General features: G+C 72.0%; 18 protein-coding genes. 10 read left to right on the top strand and 8 right to left on the bottom strand.

Annotated features, from left to right (window positions below; all coding sequences use genetic code 11):
• Positions 1-92: 92 nt before the first annotated feature.
• Positions 93-1,094 carry a LacI family DNA-binding transcriptional regulator gene (locus OHA81_RS24380; RefSeq protein ID WP_329199202.1) on the bottom strand — a complete coding sequence of 334 codons (1,002 nt, stop codon included), beginning with the start codon at positions 1,092-1,094 and terminating at the stop codon, positions 93-95.
• A 238-nt stretch (positions 1,095-1,332) separates the two neighbouring features.
• Between OHA81_RS24380 and OHA81_RS24375 the strand changes: the two genes are divergently transcribed.
• From OHA81_RS24375 to OHA81_RS24335, 9 genes are all read left to right on the top strand, one after another.
• Positions 1,333-3,228, top strand: a complete 1,896-nt coding sequence (locus OHA81_RS24375) for an amidohydrolase (RefSeq protein WP_329199200.1) — start codon at positions 1,333-1,335, stop codon at positions 3,226-3,228.
• Positions 3,229-3,401: 173 nt separating this feature from the next.
• A complete protein-coding gene (locus OHA81_RS24370; RefSeq protein ID WP_329199199.1) occupies positions 3,402-4,931 on the top strand; it encodes a helix-turn-helix domain-containing protein in 1,530 nt (509 codons plus the stop codon).
• 123 nt (positions 4,932-5,054) lie between these two features.
• Entirely contained in the window at positions 5,055-6,497 is a 1,443-nt protein-coding gene (locus tag OHA81_RS24365; RefSeq protein ID WP_329199197.1) for a hypothetical protein, read from the top strand.
• On the top strand, positions 6,498-6,890 hold the full coding sequence (locus tag OHA81_RS24360; protein WP_329199195.1) for a DUF7639 domain-containing protein: 393 nt from the start codon (positions 6,498-6,500) through the stop codon (positions 6,888-6,890).
• Positions 6,891-7,020: 130 nt separating this feature from the next.
• A complete protein-coding gene (locus tag OHA81_RS24355) occupies positions 7,021-7,662 on the top strand; it encodes a class I SAM-dependent methyltransferase (RefSeq protein WP_329199193.1) in 642 nt (213 codons plus the stop codon).
• A complete protein-coding gene (locus OHA81_RS24350) occupies positions 7,647-8,186 on the top strand; it encodes a DUF6624 domain-containing protein (RefSeq protein ID WP_329199191.1) in 540 nt (179 codons plus the stop codon). The genes OHA81_RS24355 and OHA81_RS24350 overlap by 16 nt, the downstream gene beginning before the upstream one ends.
• The gene (locus tag OHA81_RS24345; RefSeq protein ID WP_329199189.1) at positions 8,183-8,515 is read left to right on the top strand and encodes a MazG-like family protein; all 333 of its coding nucleotides are present in this window, start codon (positions 8,183-8,185) and stop codon (positions 8,513-8,515) included. The genes OHA81_RS24350 and OHA81_RS24345 overlap by 4 nt, the downstream gene beginning before the upstream one ends.
• On the top strand, positions 8,512-9,009 hold the full coding sequence (locus tag OHA81_RS24340; RefSeq protein WP_329199187.1) for an NUDIX domain-containing protein: 498 nt from the start codon (positions 8,512-8,514) through the stop codon (positions 9,007-9,009). Before OHA81_RS24345 ends, OHA81_RS24340 begins: the two co-directional genes overlap by 4 nt.
• A gap of 106 nt (positions 9,010-9,115) precedes the next feature.
• Positions 9,116-10,528, top strand: a complete 1,413-nt coding sequence (locus OHA81_RS24335) for a cytochrome P450 (protein ID WP_329199185.1) — start codon at positions 9,116-9,118, stop codon at positions 10,526-10,528.
• Between the two features lie 136 nt (positions 10,529-10,664).
• On the opposite strand, the gene OHA81_RS24330 is transcribed toward OHA81_RS24335, so the two are convergent.
• Positions 10,665-12,203, bottom strand: a complete 1,539-nt coding sequence (locus tag OHA81_RS24330) for an MFS transporter (protein ID WP_329199183.1) — start codon at positions 12,201-12,203, stop codon at positions 10,665-10,667.
• Positions 12,204-12,315: 112 nt separating this feature from the next.
• Between OHA81_RS24330 and OHA81_RS24325 the strand changes: the two genes are divergently transcribed.
• Complete coding sequence (locus OHA81_RS24325; protein WP_329199181.1) at positions 12,316-14,367, top strand: S9 family peptidase; 2,052 nt, start codon at positions 12,316-12,318, stop codon at positions 14,365-14,367.
• Between the two features lie 102 nt (positions 14,368-14,469).
• Here the strand turns inward: OHA81_RS24325 and OHA81_RS24320 are convergent, their stop codons facing one another.
• The 6 genes from OHA81_RS24320 to OHA81_RS24295 form a co-directional block, all read right to left on the bottom strand.
• Entirely contained in the window at positions 14,470-15,450 is a 981-nt protein-coding gene (locus tag OHA81_RS24320) for an ABC transporter ATP-binding protein (RefSeq protein ID WP_329199179.1), read from the bottom strand.
• Positions 15,447-16,439, bottom strand: coding sequence for an ABC transporter ATP-binding protein (locus tag OHA81_RS24315; RefSeq protein WP_329199178.1), 993 nt, complete (start codon positions 16,437-16,439; stop codon positions 15,447-15,449). Before OHA81_RS24315 ends, OHA81_RS24320 begins: the two co-directional genes overlap by 4 nt.
• On the bottom strand, positions 16,439-17,425 hold the full coding sequence (locus tag OHA81_RS24310) for an ABC transporter permease (RefSeq protein WP_329199176.1): 987 nt from the start codon (positions 17,423-17,425) through the stop codon (positions 16,439-16,441). The genes OHA81_RS24315 and OHA81_RS24310 overlap by 1 nt, the downstream gene beginning before the upstream one ends.
• Entirely contained in the window at positions 17,422-18,426 is a 1,005-nt protein-coding gene (locus OHA81_RS24305; RefSeq protein WP_329199174.1) for an ABC transporter permease, read from the bottom strand. The genes OHA81_RS24310 and OHA81_RS24305 overlap by 4 nt, the downstream gene beginning before the upstream one ends.
• A 20-nt stretch (positions 18,427-18,446) precedes the next feature.
• Positions 18,447-20,192 carry an ABC transporter substrate-binding protein gene (locus OHA81_RS24300; RefSeq protein WP_329199172.1) on the bottom strand — a complete coding sequence of 582 codons (1,746 nt, stop codon included), beginning with the start codon at positions 20,190-20,192 and terminating at the stop codon, positions 18,447-18,449.
• Positions 20,193-20,354: 162 nt separating this feature from the next.
• Positions 20,355-21,065 carry a GntR family transcriptional regulator gene (locus OHA81_RS24295; RefSeq protein WP_329199170.1) on the bottom strand — a complete coding sequence of 237 codons (711 nt, stop codon included), beginning with the start codon at positions 21,063-21,065 and terminating at the stop codon, positions 20,355-20,357.
• Positions 21,066-21,081 lie beyond the last annotated feature (16 nt).

Genomic DNA, 21,081 nt, shown 5'->3' with positions numbered 1-21,081 from the left:
CAATCCGCTAAGGTCGGGCTAAGTTAGGTAACCCTTACCAGCGGGGGCGGCTGCGGTACGCCTTCGGCAGATATCTCGATGTCGAGATAACTCTAGTACATGTCCGGGGGAAGGGACGAGGTGCGCACCCTCAGTCCTGCCTCCACGGTCAGCTGGCCGGGCGATTCCGCTTGCCCGGATTCGATCAGCGCCACCAGCGCGGACACCGCCCGGACCGCGATCCGCTCCGGATCCAGGGTGACGGTGGTCACGGGCGGGTCATTGCGGGCGTACGCCGGATCCTCGCTGGCGCAGACCAGCAGCAGGTCGTGCGGCGTACGGATGCCGTGGCGCGCGGCGGCCGCCAGCGCCTGGCGGCCGCCGGGGTCGTAGACGCAGTAGACGGCGTCGGGCCGGGCGGGCCCGCCGAAGGCCCCGTCGAAGGCGTGACCTGCACCGTCGTCCGGATCGAAGGGAATCACCAGCGGGTCCGCACCGCGCCGCGCGCACCACTGTTCGTAGGCGGACGTGACGGCCCCGGTGTAGAACTCCCGCCCGTATCCGGAGTGCAGCGCGATGCGCCGGGCGCCGGAGGTCGCGAGGTGGTCGAGCACGTCTCGGGTCGTGCTCGCGTGGTCGTTGTCCACCCATGTGTCCGAGGGCCACGGGTCCGCCGGGCGGCCGTCGAAGACCAGCGGCATGCCGCGGGCCCGCAGGGCGCGCAGCACCGGGTCCCCCACCGGGCTGTCGAGCAGCAGCATCCCGTCGACGGCGAGGGTGTGCCACAGCGGCTCGCCGCCCCGGTCCGCGGGCAGCGTCGTCAGGGCGTAGCCGTGGGCGTGCGCGGCGGAGGTCGCGGAGGTGAGCAGCCGGGAGAAGTAGGCGATCCCCGCGAAGTCCCAGGCGGAGCCGGCGTACGTGGTCACCGCGAGGCCGAGGGTGCGGGTGCGGGGGCCGCGCCGGGAGCCGTACCCGAGGCCGGCCGCCACCTCGCGGACGCGGCGGCGCGTGCCGTCGGCGAGGCGTCCGGTGCCGTTGAGGGCGTGGGAGACGGTCGCGGTGGAGACCTCCGCGGCGCGCGCGATGTCGGCGATGGTCGGTCCGGGGCCGGGCACGGGGCCATCGTACGGGCGGGGGTGCGGGCGGGGGCAGGGGTGCGGGCGGGCGCCTGCGGGGCGCGGGCCGGAGCGGGGGCGGCGGAGGTGTGGCGGGGCGCGGCGAGGGGGTGGCGGGGCGCGGCAAGGGGGTGGCGGGGTGCGGAATCCGTCGCCCGGGGCGGGTTCTGGTTAACGGGTTAATCACCCAGTGTCCACGCCACGTACCGACTCCGCCCCACCGACGTCTGGAGTGGCCATGACCCCTTCCCCCCTGTCCCGGCGAGGACTCCTCGCGTCCGCCGGCGCCGCTTCGGCGGCCACGCTGCTGGGCGCGGGTACGGCTTCGGCCGCCGCCCCCGGCTCCTCCGGGGGCCGGGGCTCCGCCGCGCTGGTGTTCCACAACGCCCGGGTGTACACGGGCCGGTCGGGCGGCGCACCGGTGGAGGCCGTCGCGGTGGGCCGGGACGGCAAGATCCTGGCCACCGGTTCGAGCGCCTCCGTACGCCGGCACGCGGGCCGGGACACCGAGGTGGTCGACGCCCGCGGCAACACCGTCATGAGCGGGATCCACGACGGGCACGTCCACCCGCTCGGCGCCGGCGAACGGTCCCTGCGCCCCTCGCTGGCGAGCGCGGAGACCACCGTGGCGGAACTCACCGCCCTGCTGACCGGGTTCCTCGCGGACACCGGCGGGGCGGCCGCGGAGCCCGACGGCTGGCTGGTCGTGGAGGACTGGAACCCGGTCGGGCTGCTGCCCTCGGGGACCAGCCCGCACCACACGATGTTGGACGCGCTGCCGACGCGGCGCCCCGTCGTCCTGGTCGGCGGTGACGGGCACAACCTCTGGGCCAACCAGCGGGCCCTCGACATCGCCGGGATCACGGCGGCCACCCCCGACCCGGTCGGCGGCAAGGTGGTCAAGGGGCCCGACGGGCAGCCGACGGGCGTGCTCAAGGACGACGCGCAGGCCCTGGTGAAGCGGCACGTCCCGGAGCCGTCCGCGGCCGACCTGGTGGCGGCCTGCGCGAAGGTGCTGGAGCTGGCGGCGGCTTCGGGGGTGACGACCATGATGGACGCACTGGTCGGCCGGCACGAGCTGGAGCTGTACCGGGCGCTGTCGGCGGCGGGGAAGCTGCCGCAGCGGATCGTGCCCGCCATCCGGCTGGAGGCGGAGCAGGCGAAGGACCCGGCGGCCTCGCTGGCGTACGCGCGGGGGCTGCGGCGGGAGTTCGAGGGGGTACGGGGGCTGCGGTTCGGGATGGTCAAGGTGTTCCTGGACGGGGTCATCGAGTACCCGGCGCAGACGGCGGCGCTGCTGGAGCCGTACCTGGACGGAGCGGGCAGACCGACCGCCAACCGGGGCGAGCTGTACACCTCGGCGGCGGACTACGGCCGGCTGACGGCGGCCTTCAACACGGCCGGCTGGCAGATGCACGCCCACGGCCTCGGCGACCGGGCGGTACGTACCGCTTTGGACGGGTACGAGTACGCCAGACGGGTGACGGGGCATCGGGACGCGCGCAACGCGATCGCCCACCTCCAGATAGTGGATCCGACCGACCTGCCCCGTTTCGCCCGGCTCGGTGTCGCCGTGTGCATGCAGCTCCAGTGGGCATCGCGCGACACCTGGACGATGGAGGCGCTGCTGCCCTACATCGGGCCCCGCCGCCACCGTTGGATGTACCCGGCACGGAGCATCGAGAAGGCGGGCGCGCGGCTCACGGGCGGCTCCGACTGGCCGGTGGACGTCCTGCAGGTGTGGAACCAGCTGCGAACGGCGATCGACCGGCAGGGCGCCTTCGGCGAGGGCGAGCTGTACCGGGAGCTGGAGGGCCTGAGCCGGGACTCGGCCCTGCGGATGCACACCTCGGGCACCGCCTGGCAGTTGCGCCAGGAGCAGCTGACCGGCACGGTGGAGACGGGCAAGGCCGCCGACCTGGTACTGCTGGACCGGGACGTGACCCGCTGCCCGGTGGCCGACATAAGCGACATGGGAGTACGTATGACCCTGGTCGGCGGGCGCGTCGTGCACGACGCGGAGTCCGCGGCGGGCCGGGCGGCTTCGGCCCGAGCCGAACGGGCGCGGTCGGCCCCGCGCCCGGCGGCGTACGCGGCGGTCCACGGCGGCCGGCACCACGCCTGCGGACACTGAGCGGGCCCGCGGACACCGGGCGGGCGGCGGCCGGGCCGCCGCCCGCCGGTTGACTCGGGGTCAGCCGGCCGGCCCCCCGCCCCGGCGCCGGTCGGCCCCCGCGCCACGGTGGGTAACACCCGTCCGCCACACCCCGTTCGGCCCCCATCTCATATCTGAGATACGGTGCACCCATGGCAGACGACTACCTCGTACGCATCGGCAAGCTCATCCGTGACGCCCGGCAGCACCGGGGCTGGACACAGAGTCAGCTTGCCGAAGCGCTCGGCACCAGCCAGAGCGCCGTCAACCGGATCGAACGCGGCAACCAGAACATCAGCCTTGAGATGATCGCTCGCATCGGTGAAGCCCTCGACAGCGAAATCGTCTCTCTGGGCTACGCCGGACCCATGCACCTGCGGGTCGTCGGCGGCCGCCGTCTCTCCGGTGCCATCGACGTCAAGACGAGCAAGAACGCGTGCGTCGCACTGCTCTGCGCCTCGTTGCTCAACAAGGGCCGCACCGTGCTGCGGCGGGTCGCCCGCATCGAGGAGGTCTACCGCCTCCTCGAAGTCCTGAACTCCATCGGTGTGCGCACCCGCTGGATCAACGAAGGCGTGGACCTGGAGATCGTCCCGCCGGCCCGCCTCGACATGGACGCCATGGACGCGGACGCGGCCCGCCGGACGCGCAGCATCATCATGTTCCTGGGTCCGCTGCTGCACCGGATGGACCAGTTCCGGCTGCCGTACGCCGGCGGCTGCGACCTCGGGACCCGCACCATCGAGCCCCACATGATCGCCCTGCGCCGCTTCGGCCTGGAGATCACCGCGACCGAGGGCATCTACCACGCCCAGGTCGCCGCCGGAGTCTCCCCGGACCGCCCGATCGTCCTGACCGAGCGCGGGGACACGGTCACCGAGAACGCGCTGCTGGCCGCCGCCCGGCACGACGGTGTCTCCGTCATCCGCAACGCCTCCTCCAACTACATGGTCCAGGACCTCTGTTTCTTCCTGGAGACCCTGGGCGTCAAGGTCGAGGGCATCGGCACCACCACCCTCACCGTCCACGGCGTCCCCACCATCGACGTCGACGTGGACTACTCCCCCTCCGAGGACCCGGTCGAGGCGATGAGCCTGCTGGCCGCGGCGGTGGTCACCGAGTCCGAACTGACCATCCGCCGGGTGCCGATCGAGTTCATGGAGATCGAGCTGGCGGTCCTGGAGGAGATGGGCCTCGACCACGACCGCTCCGCGGAGTACACCGCCGACAACGGCCGCACCCGCCTGGTCGACCTGACGGTCCGCCCGTCGAAGCTCGAAGCCCCCATCGACAAGATCCACCCGATGCCGTTCCCCGGGCTGAACATCGACAACGTCCCGTTCTTCGCGGCCATCGCCGCCGCCGCCCAGGGCCAGACGCTGATCCACGACTGGGTGTACGACAACCGGGCCATCTACCTGACCGACCTCAACCGGCTCGGCGGCCGCCTCCAGCTCCTGGACCCCCACCGCGTCCTGGTCGAGGGACCCACCCGATGGCGCGCGGCGGAAATGATGTGTCCCCCCGCCCTGCGCCCGGCGGTGGTCGTCCTCCTGGCCATGATGGCCGCCGAGGGCACCTCGGTCCTGCGCAACGTCTACGTCATCAACCGCGGCTACGAGGAACTGGCCGAACGCCTCAACTCGGTCGGCGCCCAGATCGAGATCTTCCGCGACATCTAGGTCCTGTCCGGGCCGCCCGGACGGGGCCCGGGGAGGCGGCGCCGGGGCGTATCCCGGCCGGCCGCAGGGGCGATCGGAGTAACCCCGGGTGCACTGCCCGGGCGGGGCCGGGAACCTGGGTGCATGACCAGGCGCAGGGTGGTGGTGCAGGCACCCGACGAACGCGGTCTGCGCCAGGTCACCGTCGACGGCGCACCGGCGGGCAGCGCCTGGTCGCGGCGTGATCTGCGCAGGCAGCTGCGCCGCGCGGGGCTTCCGGGCGACACGGACCTGGAGGACCGGGCGGCCGTGTCCTGGCGCGGGGCGGACAGCAACTCCTGGCCCGACCACGCGGTCCGCCGGCGCGCCACGACCGCGCTGCTGGCCGCCGGGCTGCTCGTCTCCGCGCTCCTGCTCGCCGACATCGGCATCGTGGACGCGCTCGGGGGACTGACCTTCTCAGGACGTCTGACCGGAGTGCTGCTCGTGCTCGCGGGAGCCGTGCAGGCCGTCGCGGCGGCCTCGGCGTGCGACTTCTGGGGGAAGCGGACCCTGCGGTACTCGGGCGCGGTGGTGGTGGCGGGCGTGTTCATCGCGGTGGCGACCCAGGGCCTGCTGCTGGCCGTGTGGTTCCAGGAGAGGGAGTGGACGCCTTACCTACCGGTGTTCCTCGCCCTCTCGGCCTGGTCGCTGTGGGCGGCGTGGACGGTCTGGCGGGCACGGGCCTGGAAGGGGATCCCCTATCCGAAGAGCTTCACGGCGGGCGTGGCCGCCACCGTCCTGCTGGCCTCCGCCAATTTCGCCTACTCGGCGGTCTACCAGCCCCACGCGGCACTCGTCCACGTCAAGGTCGAGGCGACCTTCGGGACGCCGAAACCGGATCCGGAACTCCCCCTGACCTATCTTCCGGTGACGCTCCACGTGAAGAACGAGGGGGCCGTTCCCGGTTACATCGCCAACAGCATCTACTGGGTGTGGGGGCGGGAGTCCCGCTTCGACGCGAAGAAGACCGGGCTCGACCGGAGCGAATGGCGGGCGGACACCGAGGGCGGGGCCGACACGGAAGTCCACGTCGAGCCCACGGCGGCCCGGACCATCGACACCGGTTCCGTCATCCCGGAAGGCGCCTGGATGGCCGCGGGAACGGACTTCACCACCGAGCGGGTGGTCCAGATCCCCACGGACGCGCAGTACGACCTCGTCTCGACATACATGAGCGTCATCTTCGTGAGGGGGGACCGCGGAAAGATCGACCCGAAGTTCGTCAACCCGATCTTCTCGTGGCGTCAGAAGTCGGAGAGGTTCTTCGACTGCTCGGCCACCTCCTGCAACGAATACGTCCTGCACCATGGGAGGATCCGCCACAACAACAACATCATCAACGTGACGCGAAGGCCCCGTTACATCAGTTCGGCCCGCTGGTTCAACAAGACGACGAGCGGCATCACCTTCCTGATCTCCCCGTTCAACTCCAAGGGCCGCCTCTCGGCGGACGCCGAGGGCCCGGACCGCTACGGGGTCGACCAGTACGTCTCGGGCCTCAGGTCGATCCCCTACGCCTCGCTGCTGGACGTCAGGAGTTCCTGAATGCCGTCCCGCGATGGGGGGCCTCCCGTCTCGCGACGGACGGGTGTCCTCGGCGGCGGAGCCGACGGGCTCATCGACTGCTGGGGCCTGGTCACCCTCGACGAGTTCGAGCAGAAGCCGCGCTGCGGCTGGGTGGCCACCGACCTCCCGGAGGGCGCCGCCCCTCGCCGCATGGACCGCAAGGACTGGCCGTTCCAAGTGCTGGTGGCCGGGCCGGGAGGCGTGACGGAGCGCTGGTCCGACGAGCCCGTCCCCCAGAAGCTGCACGACGAGGCCGTCGCCTACTTCGAGGAGCGCGCCAGGCTGATTGCCGAACGGCCTTCCCGGGTTCCTGCGGACGGACCGGCGACGCCGCACGCCCCGGCGATCCACCAGCGTGCCGCAATCGTGTGACGGAGGGCGTTCCGGACCACCCCTCGTTCGGATGCTTCTTCGCCGATCGCCCTCTCACGGACCGCCCCGTGCCGCAGCCTGGCTGACCGGACGCGGCGTCCGGCATGAGCGCGACACCGAGGAGCATCTCGTGAACGCCTACTGGGACACCTACGCCACCGGCTGGGGCGTCAACGACTGGCCCGACGAGACGAAGTTCAGGGGCTGGACGCAATACGCGGAGCACGGTCCCGGACCGGACTTCGCGGGCGCCCCGAAGACCGTGCTCGAACTGGGCTGCGGGGACGCGACGGAGCTCGCCCACTTCGCCCGGCAGGGCGCCGAAGTCACCGGTATCGACCTCGCCGGGGCGCACGTCGAGCGGGCGCGTGAACGGTGCGAGGGCCTGGACGCCCGGCTGTTCCAGCAGTCCGCCGCCGAGTTCCTGACGCACACCACCGAGGGGTTCGACGCGGTGATCTCCCGCTTCGGCGCCGTGTGGTTCGACGACCCCCGCCAACTGTTCCCCCTCATCCGGCGGCGGATGAACCCGGGCGGTGTCCTGCTGTTCACCCACGGGCCGGCGGTCGAGGGCTGCTACGGCCCGCAGGGCATCTATCCGGGAGCGCTACGGGGGCGGCCGATCGCGGTCAGGCGGTGGTCCTACACGCCCCGGATGTACGAGGACATGCTCCGGCAAGCCGACTTCGCAGCAGTGGAGGCGCAGGTGTACCCGGCCCCCGACCCCGAGGACCTGGGGACGCTGATGGTCCGCGCGTGGGTGGCGCAGTGAACCGTCCCGACCTCGCCGCGGAGCTCCGTCGCCGCGCCCGGAGCGACCAGCAGGCCCGCGACCATCTGACCCGGACCGGTGAGCCGGGCGACCTGTTGCGGATCGACGCCGACAACACGGCCTGGCTCAAGGCCGTGGTCGCCGAGCACGGCTGGCCCGGGCGGGAGCTCGTCGGCGACCAAGGGGCCGACGACGCGTGGCTCCTCGTTCAGCACGCCGACCGCGATCCCGGATTCCAGCACGAGGCCCTGGAACTGCTCACGGGCGCCGTCGAAGCCGCAGACGCCCCGCCCCGGCACCTCGCCTACCTCACCGACCGGGTCCTCATCGCCCGGGGCCGGCCCCAGCTCTACGGGACCCAGTACACCGGTGACGACACGAGCAGCCTGCGGCCGCAGCCCGTCCATGAGCCGGAACGTCTGGACGAGCGGCGGGCAGCGATGGGGCTGGAGCCGGCCGCCGCGTACGACGAACGCATCCGGCGCGCCTACGGTCCCGCGACCGACAAGGAGACCACCGCATGACCGAGCCGTGGACCACCATCACCGCCCTCGCCCACCGCTTCGACGCGGTCGACGCCGCACTGGGCATGCAGCCCGAGGAGAGTCACACGCTCCAGATCCTCAAGATCGGCGAGGAGTTCGGCGAGGCGGCCCAGGCCGTGATCGGCGTCAAGGGGACCAACCCCCGGAAGGGGAACTCGCACACGTGGGACGACGTGCACGACGAGGTGGCCGACGTCGTCATCACCGCGATGGTGGCCCTCGCCCGGATGCGGCCCGACGCCGCCGGGTACTTCGCCCGTCAACTGCGGCTCAAGGCGGCCACGTTCCTGCCGGAGGACTCCGCATGACCGTGACGCCGCCCGGATGGCTGCCGCCCGAGGAGTACGTGGAGACCATCGCCCGGGCGACCTCGTACGCCTGCCTCTACTTCACCGACACCCGCGGCCGGCCCGTCCAGCTCCGGGCCACGTACGGCGCCGAGGTGTGGCAGTGGCCCGGCGGCAACATGGACCGCTGGGAAAGCCCCTGGGAGTGCGCGGTGCGCGAGTGTCTCGAAGAGACCGGCATCACCTTCGAGGGCGAGCAGAAGCTGCTCGCCTCACACTTCATCGGGCACCGCGGCAGGGAATGGCCGGCGAACCGCATCGGCTTCTGCTTCGACGGCGGCACGCTCTGCGACGAGCAGATCGAGAGCATCGTCCTCGACCCGCGAGAGCACACCGAGGTCCAGGTCCACGCCATGGCGGAATGGGCGCGCATGATGACCGCGCGGGACTTCGCCCTCCTGGAAGCCGTCGACACCGCCCGCCGTACGGGCACCGTCGCCTACCTGGAGGGCTGACGCAGCACGTGACCCGGGCGGGGGCGGGAATCAGCCGGTAGGAGGAGGCGGGCCGGCGGGGAGAGGGGCAGAATCGGGGGTTCGGGACGACGTCTGGGGGGCGGCCATGGCAGTGGACAGTACGACGGGGACACGCGCGGGTACGGAGGTCCCGGTGCTGGCCGGGGCGCCGTTGCTCGGGTCGTTGTTCGACCTGACCTCGGATTCGCTCGGTACCTACTTGCGCGCCCAGCAGCGCCACGGTGACGTCGTGCGCGTCAGCGCCGGGCCGCCCGGGCTGCGTACCGAGCTGTACTGCGTCTTCTCCGCGGAGGGCGCGCAGCAGGTCCTGGCATCGGAATCAGCCAACTTCCGCAAGGACAACCCCTTCTACCAGGAGATCCGGGAGTCCCTCGGCAACGGCCTGCTGACCAGTCAGGACGAGGAGTACCTGCGCCAGCGCCGGCTGGTCCAGCCGCTGTTCACCCGCCGCCGGGTGGACGGTTACGCGAGCGCCGTCGTCTCCGAGACCCGGGCGACGCTCGACGCCTGGGGCAAGGCCGCGGACGGGATCGTCGACGTCTCCGACGAGATGATGCACCTCGCCCTGCGCGCGGTGGCCCGCATCCTGTTCGGCACCGATGTGGACGCGACCGTAGACGTCATCGACCGGTCGTTCCCCGTCATCACGGAGTACGTGCTGCGGCGCGGCTACTCCCCCGCCAACATCCCGCGCGGCTGGCCCACCCCGGGCAACCGGCGGGCGGCGGCCGCGATGGAGGAGCTGTACGCGGTCTGCGACCGGATCATCGCCGAGCGCCGCGACGGCGCGGACGGCCGAGGTGGTGACGCAGGCGCGGTGGGCGAGGATCTGCTGACGCTGCTCGCCGCCGCGCAGAGCGCGGACGACGCCGCGTTCGACGCCACCGAGCTGCGCGACCAGGTGCTGATCTTCCTGCTCGCCGGTCACGAGACGACCGCCACCTCCCTCGCCTTCACCCTGCACCTGCTGGCGCGCCACCCCGAGCACCAGCGTCGGGCCCACGAGGAGATCTCCCGGGTGCTGGGCGACCGGGAGCCCGAGGCCGCCGACCTCGACCGGCTGCCGTACCTCACGCAGGTGCTCAAGGAGGCGATGCGGCTCTATCCCGCGGCCCCGGTGATCGGCCGCCGCGCCGTCGCCGCGAGCCAGGTCGGCGGCCTCACCGTCCCGGCCGGCGCCAACGTGATCCTCGCGCCCTGGGTCACGCACCGCCACCCCGCCTACTGGCCCGACGCCGAGCGTTTCGACCCGGAGCGGTTCACCCCCGAGGCGGAGGCCGCCCGGCCCCGTTACGCCTGGTTCCCCTTCGGCGGCGGCCCGCGCGCCTGCATCGGCCAGCACTTCTCCATGCTGGAGTCGGTGATCGCGCTCGCCGTGATGCTGCGGGAGTACGAGTTCGAGGCCGTGGACCAGGAGATCCCGGTCGGCGTCGGCATCACCCTGCGCGCCGACGGCCCGGCCCGCTGCCGGCTGCGCCGACGGACGCAAGCGGGTTAGGCCGGGCGCTCTCCGGGGCCCGAGGAGACCCCCCGGACGGGGCCAGCGGTACACCGCGTCCGCGGGCGCGCGCTGCCCGGCGGTGCACCGCGTCCGCCGGCGCGCGCCGGCCCGGCCGCGGATGACGGGGCGGCCCTCAGACCGCCGCAGGAGTGGTGTGGTGGCCCTGGAGGCGCGCCAGGTCCGAGGGCCGGACCTGGATGACCACCAGGGCGATCACCGCGGCCATCAGGGCGAACGCGGCCGCCACGATGAAGGCCGAGCTCACCCCGGACGCCAGCACCTGATCGCCCCAGGGGGCGGGGAGTTGGCCGGTGCGCAGGAACATGGCCCGCTGGCCCGGGTCGGCGGTGGCGAGGAAGGCCGGGACCTGGGTGTGGGCCTCGTTGCGGCTGGCGGTGCCGAAGACGGTGACCAGGATGGACAGGCCGAGCGAACCGCCCACCTGCTGCATCGTGTTGAGGAGTCCGGAAGCCGCGCCCGACTCCCGCGGGGGCACGTTGGACAGGGCCATCAGCGTCAGCGAGACGAACTGCATGCCCATGCCGAGGCCGAAGATGAGCATCGGACCCAGGATGCTCCCGAGGTACGTCGAGTGGACGTCGGTCTGCGTCAGCCAGGCCAGCCCCGCCGCCGAGCAGAGCGCGCCGCCCACCATGAAAGGTTTGGGCCCGAGCTTGGGAAGGAGCTGGGAGGCGAGGCCCGCGCCCATCCCGATTACGATGCTGACCGGCAGGAACGCGAGGCCCGCGCGCAGGGGGCTGAATCCCAGCACGTTCTGCACGAACAGGGTCAGGAAGAAGAACATGCCGAACATCGCGCAGGCGAGGAAGAGCATGATGCCGTAGGTCCCGGCGCGGTTGCGGTCGGCGAACATGTGCAGCGGCGTTATCGGCTGGGGCGAGCGCCGTTCGTTGATGACGAACAGGGTCAGCAGGACCACGGCGGCTCCGAAGGAGCCGAGGGTCAGCGCGTCGCGCCAGCCTTCCTGGGACGCGCGGATGAACCCGTAGACGAGGGCGACCATGCCGGTGGTGCACAACAGCGCGCCCGCGAAATCGAAGTGTCCGGGGTGGCGTTCGGACTCCTTGATGACCCTGACGGCCATCAGGGCGATGGCCACCGCGATCGGGACGTTGACGAAGAACACCCAGCGCCAGTCGAGCCATTCGACGAGGACACCGCCGGCCAGCAGGCCGATCGCGCCGCCGCCCGCCGAGACGGCGGCGAACACGCCGAAGGCCCGGTTGCGGGCGGGTCCTTCACGGAAGGTGGTGGTGATCAGTGCGAGCGCAGTCGGTGAGGCGATGGCGCCGCCCATGCCCTGGAGCGCGCGGGCGCCCATCAACTGGCCCTCGTTCTGGGCGAGTCCACCCAGCAGCGAGGCGAGACCGAAGAGCAGCACGCCGAAGATGAAGACGCGTTTGCGGCCGAGGATGTCGCCCGTGCGGCCGCCGAGGAGCAGCAGGCCGCCGAAGGTGAGGGTGTAGGCGTTGACGACCCAGGACAGGCTCTCGGTGGAAAAGCCGAGCGCGGTCTGGATGTGCGGCAGCGCGATGTTCACGATGGTGATGTCGAGGACCACCATGAGCTGGCAGCAGGCGATGACGAACAGGGCGAGGCCGTGCCCCTCGCCTTCCCGGACCTTGCCGTCGGTCCCCGTGCTGGTCGGCAACGTATTCCCGTCCACCCCTCCGACGCTAAACCCGCCCCTGGGGCCACACCACTCGAATGGCCTAACGTTCGACCGCTATACGGTGTGATATTTCACATGGCAGACTGCGATCATGGACGATTTCCTCAGGCTCTCCGTGGCCACCGGCCGGTTCACGTACGGCGCCCCGCGCGCCTTCTCCTTCGGTGACGACGGCCGGCTCCTCTGGTTCCTGCGCTCGACCGGCCCCACCGACCCCCTCGACTCCCTCTGGGTCCTCGACACCGCCTCCGGCGCCGAGACCCGCCTCGCCGACCCCCGTATGCTGCCGGCCGGCACCCTCCCCACCGCCGAACGCCGGCTGCGCGAGCGGATCCGGCTCGTCGCCGCCGGCATCGGCTCGTACGCCCTCTCCGGCGACGGCCGCCGCGCCGTGTTCGCGCTGCACGGGCGGCTGTACGAGGTCACCTCCGACGGCGCCGCCCCGCCCAGGGAACTCCCCGCCGCCGGACCCGCGATGGACCCGCGCCCCAACGCGGACGGCTCGCGCGTCGCGTACGTCACCGACGACGCCCTCCACACCGTGCCCGGCGGCCGGGTCAGCCCCGACGACGGGGCCCGTTGGGGCGTCGCCGAGTTCGCGGCCGCCGAGGAGCTCAGCCGCGACCGCGGGCACTGGTGGTCCCCGGACGGCGAGACCCTGCTCGCCGCCCGCGTCGACGAGTCCGCCCTCGGGCGGCGCTGGATCGGCGACCCGGCGCACCCGGAGCTCCCGGTGGAGGACTTCGCGTACCCGCAGGCCGGGGGCCCCAACGCGGACGTGCAGCTGTGGGTCCTCGGGCCGGACGGGCACCGGGTGCGGCTCGACTGGGACGCCGGGACCTACCCCTACGTCTCGGACGCCGCCTGGGAGTCGGCCGGGGAGGTCCTGCTGACCGTCCAGGACCGGCTCCAGCAGACCGTGCTGCTGCTCGGCGCCGACCCGCTGACCGGGGCGACCCGTGAACTGTCGCGCACCACGCACCCGCAGTGGGTGGACCCCCTGCCCGGGACCCCGGCGCGGCTCCCGGACGGGCGGATGCTCACCGCCGCCGACACCCCGGGCGGGGCCGCGCGCGCCCTCGCGCTCGACGGGAAGCTGCTGACCGGCGACGGCGTCCAGGTCCGCCGCGTGGCCGGGCTCCACGACGGCCGGCTGCTGATCGAGGCCGGACAGCGCGACCCCGCCGAGCAGCAGGTGCTGCTCCTCGACCCCGGAACCGGGGAGCTGACCGCGCTCGCCGACGGGCCGGGGGTGCACACCGTGCTCGCCTCGTCCGGGGCGCTGCTGCTGACCAGCGCCGGCGCCGACGGGATACGCCGTGGCGTGCGCACCGCCGACGGGCGCGAGTTCAGCCCCGCCGACCTGGCCGAACCGCTGCCCCACCGGGTGGTGCCGGTGCTGGAGCGGGTCACCGAGCGCCGTCTCCCCACCGCGCTGGTGCTGCCGCGCGGGCACGTCCCCGGCACCCGGCTCCCGGTGCTGGTGGACGGCTACGGCGGCCCCGGCTTCCAGGACGTCTCGGCGGAACCCCGGCGCTGGCAGCACCGCCAGTGGTGGGCCGACCAGGGCTTCGCGGTGGTCACCATCGACAACCGGGGCACCCCGTACGTCTCCCCCGCCCATACCCACGCCATGTACCGGGGTTTCTCCGAGGTCACCCTGGAGGACCAGGCGGCGGCCCTTGAGGCGCTCGGCGCCCGCCACCGGGACCTCGACCTCACCCGGGTCGGGGTGCGCGGCTGGTCGTACGGCGGCTACCTCGCGGCCCTCGCCGTGCTGCGCCGCCCGGACCTCTTCCACGCGGCCGCCGCCGGAGCCGCGCCGACCGACTTCCGCCACTACGACACCGCGTACACCGAGCGCTACCTCGGTCTTCCCCAGGAGCACGCGCAGGTGTACGAGCGGGACTCGCTGATTGCGGACGCGCCCCGGCTGACCCGGCCCCTGCTGCTCATCACGGGCCTGGCCGACGACAACGTCCACCCGTCCCACACCCTGCGCCTGTCCCGGGCCCTGACGGACGCGGGCCGCCCGCACCGGCTGCTGGCACTGCCCGGGGTCACCCACATGACGCCGGGCGGCACGAGGGAGAAGGTCATGCTCCAGGAACTGGACTTCTTCCGGCGTGAGTTGCGCCTCTGAGACCGCGAGGCCCGACGGGGGGGATCAGGCCCAGAGGACGAGTGAGGGGCCCCGGAGCCGATCGTGTCGGCTCCGGGGCCCCTCTTCTCCCCGGGGTCCCCGTCAGTCCCCCGGGAAGTGACAGGCCACCTCGCGCGAGGCGGCGATCCGCAGCAGCGGGCGCTCGGTGCGGCAGATCTCCTGGGCCTTGGGGCAGCGCGGGTGGAACGTGCAGCCGGGCGGCGGGGCCGCCGGGCTCGGCGGGTCGCCGAGCAGCACGATCCGCTCGCGCCTGCGCTCCGCCGCCGGATCCGGCAGCGGGACCGCCGACAGCAGGGCCCGGGTGTAAGGGTGTTGGGGGGTGTCGTACAGGAGGTGCTTCTCGCCGATCTCCACGATCCGGCCCAGGTACATGACGGCGACCCGGTCGCTGACCCGCTTGACCACCGACAGGTCGTGGGCGATGAACACGTAGGCCAGGCCCAGTTCGCGGCGCAGCCGTTCCATCAGGTTGACGATCTGGGCCTGGACGGAGACGTCGAGGGCGGAGACCGGCTCGTCGGCGATGATCAGCCGGGGGCTGGTGGCGAGCGAGCGGGCGATGCCGATCCGCTGCGCCTGGCCGCCGGAGAACTCGTGCGGGTAGCGGTCGATGTGCTCGGGGATCAGCCCGACCAGTTCCATCAGTTCGGCCGCCCTGCGGCGGGCGTCCGCGGCCGTCCGGCCCTGGACCAGCAGCGGGTCGGAGATGATCCGGGCCACCGTCTGGCGGGGGTTGAGGGAGGAGTGGGGGTCCTGGAACACCATCTGGATGTGCTTGCGCAGCGGCCGCAGGGCGCCCTGGGAGAGCCGGCTGATGTCCCGGCCCTCGAACTCGACGCTGCCCGCCGTCGGTTCCAGCAGCCGCACCAGCATCCGGCCGGTGGTGGACTTCCCGCAGCCCGACTCCCCCACGAGGCCGAGGGTTTCGCCCTCGCCCAGGTCGAAGGAGATCCCGTCGACGGCGCGCACGGGCGCCCCCCGGCGCCCGGTCACCGACCGCCGGCCGGGGAAGGTCATGGTCAGGTCGCGTACGGAGAGCAGCGCCTGCGGTGTGGCGGTCATCGGGTCACCTCTGCCGGGGCTCCGGCTCCGGCGAAGTGGCAGGCGACGGTGCGCGCGGGCCCTTCCCCGTACGGTTCGAGCTCCGGGCGTTCAGCGGTGCAGCGCGCCGCCGCCTTGGGGCAGCGCGGGGCGAAGGCACATCCGGGAGCGGGGGTCAGGAGGGACGGCGGCGAGCCGGGGATGGCCCGCAGGGGTGCGTCATCGGCGTCGTCGAGCCGGGGCAGGGAGTCCAGCAGGCCCCGGGTGTACGGGTGGGCCGGCTCGGCGAAGAGCTGGTCGACGGGCGCCTGTTCCGCGGCCCGGCCGCCGTACATGACCAGCACCTCGTGGGCGACCCGGGCCACCACGCCGAGGTCGTGGGTGATCATCACGACTCCGAGTCCGCGGTCCTGCTGGAGGCGGGCGATCAGCTCCAGGATCTGGGCCTGCACGGTGACGTCGAGGGCGGTGGTGGGCTCGTCGGCGATCAGCAGGTCCGGTTCGCAGGCCAGAGCCATCGCGATCATCGCGCGCTGCCGCATGCCGCCGGAGAACTGGTGCGGGTACTCCCCCGCCCGGCGGGCGGGTTCCGGGATGCCGACCTCGCCGAGCATGTCGACGGCCCGCTTGCGGGCTGCGGCGCGGCCGGCTTTGAAGTGCACCCGGAAGTGCTCGGCGATCTGCTCGCCGACGGTGTAGTAGGGGTGCAGGCTGGACAGCGGGTCCTGGAAGATCATGGCCATCTTGCGGCCGCGCAGCCGGGACAGCTCCCGCTCGGACAGGCCGGTGAGTTCCTGCCCCTCGAGGGCGACGGACCCGCCGATCTCGGCCTCCCGGTGCAGGCCCATGACGGCGAGCGAGGTGACGGACTTTCCGGAGCCGGATTCCCCCACGATGCCGAGGGTGCGCCCGGCCTCGACGGTGAATCCGAGCGAGTCGACGGCGCGTACCGGCCCGCGCGGGGTGGTGAAGGTGACGCACAGGTCGCGTACTTCAAGGAGAGCGGCCATCAGTACCTCACCCTCGGGTCGATGACGGCGTACAGGAGGTCGACGACGAGGTTGGCGACGACGATGAAGAACGCGGCGAGCAGCGTGACGCCGAGCACCACCGGCTGGTCGGCGCTGACGAGCGCCCCGTAGAACAGCCGGCCGATGCCCGGCAGTCCGAAGATGGACTCGGTGATGACGGCGCCGGCGAGCAGCCCTCCGAGGTCCATGCCGAAGATGGTCAGGATCGGGGTCATCCCGGAGCGCAGCCCGTGCTTGACCACGACGGTGCGTTCGGGCATGCCCTTGGCGCGGGCGGTACGGATGTACGGCTCTGCCATCGCCTCGATCATCGAACCGCGGCTCTGGCGGGCGTACATGGCGGCGTACAACAGTGCGAGTGCGGTCCAGGGCAGCAGCAGGTTGGAGGCCCAGCCGAGCGGGTCGTCGCCGAAGGAGTGGTAGGAGGGGTAGGGCAGCAGTCCGGCGACGCGGATGACTCCGTAGATCAGCATCACGGAGGTGAAGTACACCGGCAGCGAAGCCGCGGCGACGGCACCGACCATGAGCGCCTTGTCGGTGGCGGTGTCCTTGCGCAGCGCGGCCGTGACCCCGGCGCCGAGGCCGAGCAGCAGCCACAGCACGGCGGCGCCCAGGGCGAGGGACGCCGAGACCGGCAGGCGGTTCATGAGGAGGTCCCAGACGGGCAGGGCGTTCTCGTACGAGTAACCCAGGCACGGGAAGTCGCACTGGACGGCGTACTGGCCGGTGCCGAGGGTGCGGCCGGTGAAGATGCCGCTCAGGAAGTCGAGGAACTGCCGCCACAGGGGCAGGTCGAGGCCGAGGTACTGCCGTACGTCGGCGAGCCGTTCGGGACTGCAGGTCTTGCCGCAGGCGGCCGCGGCGGGGTCGGAGGGCAGGACGTAGAAGATGAGGAAGGTGACGGCGGCGATGGCGAGGAGCACGCCGGCCAGGGCGAGCAGCCGGCGGATCAGGTAGAGGATCACGTGCGGCCGCCCCTCGGGTCGAGGATGTCGCGCAGGGCGTCGCCGAGGAGGGTGAAGGCGAGTACCGCCAGGAAGAGGAAGACGCTCGGGATGACGAAGTACATGGGGTCCGTCTCGTAGTAGGCGACGGATTCCGCGATCATCTGGCCCCAGGACGGGGTGGGCGGGCGGACGCCGACGCCGAGGTAGCTGAGCGCGGCCTCGGTGCTGATCATGCCGGGGATCAGCAGGGTGGTGTAGGCGATGACCGGGCCCGAGACGCCGGGGAGGATGTCGCGGGTCAGGATCCGCCAGGCCCCGGAGCCGCCGACGCGGGCGGCGTCGACGTATTCGCGGTGTTTGAGGGAGAGGGTCTGGCCCCGGACGACGCGGGCGACGCCCGGCCAGCCGAACAGGCCGATCACGGCCGTCATGAGCACGATGCGGTTGACGTCCTTGGCCACCGACAGCATCGCGATCATGAAGATGAGCGAGGGGAAGGACATGGTCAGGTCCATCAGCCGGGAGAGCACCGCGTCGGTGCGCCCGCCGAAGTAGCCCGCGGCGATTCCGGCGGCCGTGCCGGTGACCACCACGATCGCGGTGGCGGCGAAGGCGATGAGGAGGGAGACCTGGGCGCCGCTCACGACGCGGGAGAACAGGTCGCGGCCGCTGACGGGTTCGACGCCGAGCCAGTGGGCCGGACTGATCCCGCCGAGTGTGCCCAGTGGCTGGCCGCCGAGGTAGGGGTCGATGGCGGTCTTGTCGAACTCGTCCGGGGCCCAGCCGCCGAGAGCGCCCAGCCAGGGGGCGGTGAGGGCCATCAGGACGAAGAGGAGGACGACGCAGAGACTGACGCGGACGGCGGGGCGGCGGCGCAGTTCCCGCCGGGCGAGCTGCCAGGGGCTGCTGCCGGTGGCCGGCGCCGGGGGAGCGTCCTTGACGGCGTCGGGCTGCGGCGCCCCGCCGGGAGCCGGGGCCGCCGGCGTCCGGCCGTCGGCCCCGGGTGCGGTGGTGGTCATGGTGTCGGGCTCCGTGTTCCTCAGCCCTGGCTCTTCGAGGGGTCCTTGAGGCCGACGGTCGCGTAGTCGACGGTGCCCGTCCACACGGGGTGGCCGAAGGCACCCGCGATGTTGGGGCCGACCAGCAGCGGCTTGCGCTCCAGCAGGACCGGGACGGAGGGGGCCTTCTTCATGACCTCCGCGTCGAGGTCCACCCAGGCCTGCGCGGCCTGCTTGGCGTCGGACATGGCGTTGATCTCGTCGATCCGCTTCATGGTCGCCTCGTCGCGGAACTGGCTGTAGTTGCCCTGGTTTCCCTTCTCCTTGATGGTGCGTCCGTCGAACACGAAGGGCATCCAGGTCGAGCCGGAGGGGTAGTCGGGGCACCAGCCGGTGAGGGTCATGTCGGGGGTGGTGGACAGGTCGCCGATGACGTCGTAGTAGGCGCCCGGGTCGACGGTGTCGATGACGACCTCGATGCCGACGCGGGCCAGGCCCTGCTGGAGGGCCTCGGCCTTGCCCTTGTCGCCGGTGGAGACGGCGAGGGAGACCTTCAGCTTGTCCTTTCCGGCGGCCTTGAGCAGGTCCTTGGCCTTGTCCGGGTCGCCGGTCGGGGCGATCTTGAGGGTGTCGGCCTGCTTGCCCCCGGTGAGGGCCGGGGGCAGGTAGGCGGTGGCGACCTCGTTGAGGGCGGGGCCGCCGCCCGCGGTGATCACGGATTCCTTGTCGACGGCGTACTGCATGGCCTCGCGGACCTTCGGGTCGTTGAAGGGGGCGCGGGAGTTGTTCAGGTGGAGCATCTCGGTACAACCCTGGGACTCGGCGAGGAGGCGGGCCTTGACGTCCGCCTTGGGCAGCACCTTGGGCGCGCTTTCGGGGCGCATGTTCGAGTACTCGATCGCGGACGCGTCCGGGCCCGTGCCGGCGATGATCCGGTCGTCGATCTGACCGCCCTTGAGGCCCATGACGACCACGAACTTGTCGGGGTAGGCCTTTCTGACGGTGTCGGTCTTGGCGTCCCAGTGCTCGTTGCGGACCAGGACGAGCTTCTTGTCGCGGTCGTACGACTCGATCTTGTACGGGCCCGAGGAGAACGGGCGGGCGTCGTACTGCGTGCCCTTCTCCTGGGACTGGGGGACGGGAGCGAAGGTGGGCAGGGTGGCGGTGGCGGAGAACTCGGCGACGGGGCGCTTGAGCTGGAAGACGATCGTGCGGTCGTCGGGGGTCTTGACGGAGTCGAGGTGCTGCCCCTGGAGCGGCCCCTTGTACCCCTCGGTGCCCGCGAGGTACTGGGCGGCGTAGTCGGGGCCGCCGGTGAGGTCGGGGGCGAAGGAGCGCTCGACGTTGTACTTGATGTCCTGGGCCTTGACGGGCGAGCCGTCCTCGTACTTCACGCCCTCCTTGAGGGTGAAGGTCCAGGTCTTGCCGCCGTCGGAGGGGGTGCCGAGATCGGTGGCGAGGTCGGGGACGAGTTCGCTGCCCGCCTTGCCGGGCTCGGGCTTGAAGGTGACGAGCGTGCGGTAGAGGAGCCGGGTGCCGAAGTCCATGGCCGGCATCACCCAGTTGCGGGCCGGGTCGAGGTGGGAGAAGTCCTGGTTGGACAGGACGGTGAGGGTGCCGCCCTTGACCGGGGTCCCGCCCAGGACCTTGCCGTCGTTGCCGGCGGCGGGGTTGGGGGCACCCGAGCCGCCGGCCGAGCCCTTCTTGGTGTCGGAGCAGCCCGAGGCGCCGAGGGCGAGGGCTGCCACCAAGGCGGTGGCGAGGGCGAGTTGGGTGCGCTTGGTCATGGTCACTCCAGTGAAGGGCCGCGCTCTATGATGTGACCGGTAACATAGTAATGTGAAATTGTACTGACAAGAGGTTGGCGCCGCCGTTATCCAGCCGTGTCCAAAAAGGGCCGCCGACAAGGGAGTTGGGATCCCCGTACGGCGGCCCTCGGGAGACGGACCTCAGACGCCCGAACCCAGCCCGCCCGGGGGCCGGCCGACGGGCTCGTCCCGCCCCTGCGCCCACAGCGAGCGGACGTGACCGAGGTGGCGGACCATGCACGCCTCGGCCGCCGCCGAATCGCCGCTGATCATCAGGTCGAGCAGCTCGATGTGTTCCTCCGCCGAGGAGACCAGCTTGCCGGCTTCGTCCAGGCCCGTCAGGCCGTAGAGCCGGGAGCGCTTGCGCAGGTCGCCGACCGTCTCGACGAGCCGGTCGTTCCCCGAGAGCGCCAGCAGACTGAGGTGGAAACGGCGGTCCGCCTCCAGGTAGCCGATCAGGTTGTGCTCACGGGCGCTGGCGACGATCTCCTCCGCGATGGGGCGCAGGGCCTCCAGCTGCTCGGGGGTCGCGACTTCGGTGATCCGGCCGATCGTCGGCACCTCGATCATCGTGCGCAGTTCGGTGTACTGGTCGAGGTCCCGCTCGCTGACCTCGGTGATCCGGAAGCCCTTGTTGCGGACGGGTTCGACCAGCCCTTCGCGGGCCAGGTCGAGCATGGCCTCTCGCACCGGGGTGGCCGACACGCCGAGTTCGGCCGCCAGACCGGGGGCCGAGTAGACGCTCCCGGGACGCAGCTCGCCCGCTATCAGGGCTGCTCGGAGGGCGTGACCCACCTGGTCACGGAGCCGTTCCTGGGCCTTGATGAGACTGTGCTGCTTCAGGTCACCCATTGCTGTTCCTCCGCGC

The organism is Streptomyces sp. NBC_00667 (genome assembly GCF_036226825.1).
Classification (GTDB): Bacteria; Actinomycetota; Actinomycetes; order Streptomycetales; family Streptomycetaceae; genus Streptomyces.
The sequence above is the reverse complement of the archived record's forward strand: the minus strand, read 5'-3'. Positions and strand labels throughout refer to the sequence as shown.

Coding starts and splice junctions, on each gene's coding strand:
- OHA81_RS24375 (WP_329199200.1), top strand. CDS start 1,333: ATGACCCCTTCCCCCCTGTCCCGGCGAGGACTCCTCGCGTCCGCCGGC.
- OHA81_RS24370 (WP_329199199.1), top strand. CDS start 3,402: ATGGCAGACGACTACCTCGTACGCATCGGCAAGCTCATCCGTGACGCC.
- OHA81_RS24365 (WP_329199197.1), top strand. CDS start 5,055: ATGACCAGGCGCAGGGTGGTGGTGCAGGCACCCGACGAACGCGGTCTG.
- OHA81_RS24360 (WP_329199195.1), top strand. CDS start 6,498: ATGCCGTCCCGCGATGGGGGGCCTCCCGTCTCGCGACGGACGGGTGTC.
- OHA81_RS24345 (WP_329199189.1), top strand. CDS start 8,183: ATGACCGAGCCGTGGACCACCATCACCGCCCTCGCCCACCGCTTCGAC.
- OHA81_RS24340 (WP_329199187.1), top strand. CDS start 8,512: ATGACCGTGACGCCGCCCGGATGGCTGCCGCCCGAGGAGTACGTGGAG.
- OHA81_RS24335 (WP_329199185.1), top strand. CDS start 9,116: ATGGCAGTGGACAGTACGACGGGGACACGCGCGGGTACGGAGGTCCCG.
- OHA81_RS24325 (WP_329199181.1), top strand. CDS start 12,316: ATGGACGATTTCCTCAGGCTCTCCGTGGCCACCGGCCGGTTCACGTAC.
- OHA81_RS24320 (WP_329199179.1), bottom strand. CDS start 15,450: ATGACCGCCACACCGCAGGCGCTGCTCTCCGTACGCGACCTGACCATG.
- OHA81_RS24315 (WP_329199178.1), bottom strand. CDS start 16,439: ATGGCCGCTCTCCTTGAAGTACGCGACCTGTGCGTCACCTTCACCACC.
- OHA81_RS24305 (WP_329199174.1), bottom strand. CDS start 18,426: ATGACCACCACCGCACCCGGGGCCGACGGCCGGACGCCGGCGGCCCCG.
- OHA81_RS24300 (WP_329199172.1), bottom strand. CDS start 20,192: ATGACCAAGCGCACCCAACTCGCCCTCGCCACCGCCTTGGTGGCAGCC.
- OHA81_RS24295 (WP_329199170.1), bottom strand. CDS start 21,065: ATGGGTGACCTGAAGCAGCACAGTCTCATCAAGGCCCAGGAACGGCTC.